The following is a 2,947-nucleotide window of genomic DNA, read 5'->3' on the forward strand; positions in this document are numbered from 1 at the left end:
GACATAGGCAATGCGTCGGCGGCGTCGTTCCAGCCGGTCAAGCTCTTCGCGCAATGCCGCGATACGCCGGCGCGCGTCGGCGCTGTATGGCGCCTCCTCGAGCGAGGCGATTTCCTCGAGGATCGCATCCAGTTCGACCTGCTTGGGGCGCCTCAGCGCAATGCGGCGGCCGTGGCTGTTGCGCATCGTGCGGCCGACATTGATGTTGGTCGGCGAACCGGTGGCGGCGAAGCCCGCCCTACGCGGCTTGAAGGCAAGGATCTCCTTGAGGTTGAGCTTGACCATGTCGGGGAGTTCGAGATCCTCGAAGAAAAGATCGAGCACTTCCTCGCGCGACAGTACGAAACGAAAGTCGTCCTCGGATGCCTTGTTTCCCGGGGACGACGCTCCCCCGCCGCCTCCGCCGGGCTTGGGGATCAGGTCTCCAGCGGAGAAATGCCTGTTGCCCGGCAAGATGTGCTGGCGCCTGCCGCTGTCGCGGGCGTTGTTGAAGCTCGGCTCGCTTGTGCCTCTTTCGGGCATGCGCACGGCGTGCTCGGAGTCCGCGTCGGCGATCCTGCCGGTGCGGATCTGGTCGCGTATGCTCCGTTTCAATTCCTCGCGCGCGCGTCGCAGGAAGCGCTGGCGATTGCCGAGGCTCTTGTCTTTCGGGTTCAGGCGGCGGTCGATGAAGATCGGCATGGAACCATCCGGGTTCTCTAACCCGCCCTGTTCACCCGCATGTACCAGTCCACAAGGCGACGAACCTGCCGCTCGGTGTAGCCGCGCTCGACCATCCGCTGCACGAATTCATTGTGCCGCTTTTCCGTGACGCTGTCCTGCTTGGAGCCGAAACTGATCACCGGCAGGAGGTCCTCTACCTGGCCGAACATGCGTTTCTCGATGACTTCCCGCAGCTTTTCGTAACTTGTCCACGCCGGGTTGCGGCCATGGTTTCTTGCACGGGCGCGCAGCGTGAATTTCACCACCTCATTGCGGAAATCCTTGGGATTGGCGATGCCGGCCGGTTTTTCGACCTGCGAAAGCTCGTTGTCCAAAACCTCGCGGTTGAGGATCTGGCCGGTGTCGGGATCCTTGTAGTCCTGGTCTTCGATCCAGGCGTCGGCATAGGCGATGTAGCGGTCGAAAAGATTCTGGCCGTACTCGCTGTACGATTCCAGATAGGCTTTCTGGATCTCATGGCCGATGAACTCGGCATACCGCGCGGCCAGCTCGGACTTGATGAACTCCAGATAGGCGGCTTCCGTCTCCTTCGGAAACTGTTCGCGCTTGATCGCCTCCTCCAGGATGTACATGAGGTGCACGGGGTCGGCGGCCACCTCTTCGGTGTCGTAGTTGAAGGTCTGCGACAGGATCTTGAAGGCAAAGCGCGTGCTGACGCCGGCCATGCCCTCGTCGACGCCGGCGGCGTCCCGATATTCCTGAACCGACTTTGCCTTGGGGTCGACCTCCTTGAGGTTCTCGCCATCATAGGCGCGCATCTTGGTGTAGAGCGGCGAGTTGTCGTGCTCGGCCAAGCGGGTCGAGACGGTAAACCGGCTGAGGATGTCCAGCACCTCTGGAGCGCAAGGACTGGCGGCCAATTCGCTCTCCCGCAGCAGTTTCTCGTAGATCCGCCGCTCTTCGGTTATCCGCAGGCAATACGGCACCTTGACCACGAGGATGCGATCGAGAAAAGCCTCATTGTTCTTGTTGTTCTTGAACTGCAGCCATTCCGACTCATTGGAATGGGCCACGATGATTCCCTGGTAGGGAAAGGCGCCGAAATTTTCGGTGCCGTTGTAGCTGCCTTCCTGGGTGGCGGTCAGCAGCGGATGCAGGACCTTGATAGGCGCCTTGAACATTTCGACGAATTCAAGCAGCCCCTGGGTGGTCCGGTTCAGTCCGCCACTATAGGAATAGGCGTCCGGATCGGATTGGCTGAAGTTTTCCAATTGCCGGATGTCCACCTTGCCGACCAGGGCCGAAACGTCCTGATTGTTCTCGTCGCCGGGCTCGGTCTTGGCGATGCCGATCTGGCGCAGTCGCGACGGCATCAGCTTGACGACGCTGAACTTGGAAATGTCGCCGGAAAGTTCGTCGAGGCGCTTGGCCGCCCATGGCGAAATGAGCCCATTCAACCGGCGTCGGGCAATGCCGTATTTGTCCTCCAGCAGGTCGCCCATGCGATCAGGATGGAAAAGACCAAGCGGCGATTCGAAAACCGGGCTGACCTGATTACCGACCTTCAGCGTGTAGATCGGGCGCTGTTCCATCAATTTCTTCAGACGCTCGGCAAGGGAGGATTTGCCGCCGCCCACGGGGCCGAGCAAATAGAGGATTTGCTTGCGCTCCTCGAGCCCCTGGGACGCATAGCGAAAATAGCCGGCGATGCGCTCGATTGTGTCCTCCATGCCATAGAAATCGGCAAAGGAGGGGTACACTTTCAGGGTCCGATTGGAGAATATGCGGCCGAGCCGCTCATCCTTGCTGGTGTCGACCAGGTTCGGCTCGCCGATCGCCTCGACCATTCGTTCAGGCGCCGAGGCATACATCGACTTGTCCTCGCGGCAGGCAAGGAGATATTGCTGGATGCTGATCTCTTCCTGCGCCGCGTTGGTGTAAATTTCCGAAAACAGATCGAAGACGTCAGACTGGTTCTCTCGCATGATGCTTTTGCCCTCGGAGCCGCTGTGGCTTCCATTCGGCTCACCTCGCATTCAACTGTCGGGGGGTACCGTTTGTTCCCTTCATGTGAAGAGGTGGCTGCGATCGTAAGATTCGAGGCCACTCCGAGATCAAGGCGCTCGGTGCGGAGCGGCATTCAGCGCGGGTAGCGGGTGTGTTGCGAATCCCTGACTGGACGGCTGGGGCCGCCGCGTGCAGTCTTGCCTCGCCAGGAGACAATGATGATCGATCGACGAAGCCTGATCATGGCCTCGGTGGCGGCGATGCTGCCGTTGGAAGC

General features: G+C 60.3%; 2 protein-coding genes. Both read right to left on the reverse strand.

The features are described 5' to 3' along the window. On the reverse strand, nt 1-681 hold a 681-nt coding region (locus EN750_RS26995), incomplete at its 3' end, for a DUF444 family protein (RefSeq protein ID WP_127398463.1). A gap of 17 nt (nt 682-698) precedes the next feature. After that, nucleotides 699-2,648, reverse strand: coding sequence for a PrkA family serine protein kinase (locus EN750_RS27000; protein WP_127398465.1), 1,950 nt, complete (start codon nt 2,646-2,648; stop codon nt 699-701). Nucleotides 2,649-2,947: the final 299 nt, after the last annotated feature.

The sequence above is a fragment of the Mesorhizobium sp. M7A.F.Ca.ET.027.03.2.1 genome (assembly GCF_003999175.1).
Taxonomy (GTDB): domain Bacteria; phylum Pseudomonadota; class Alphaproteobacteria; order Rhizobiales; family Rhizobiaceae; genus Mesorhizobium.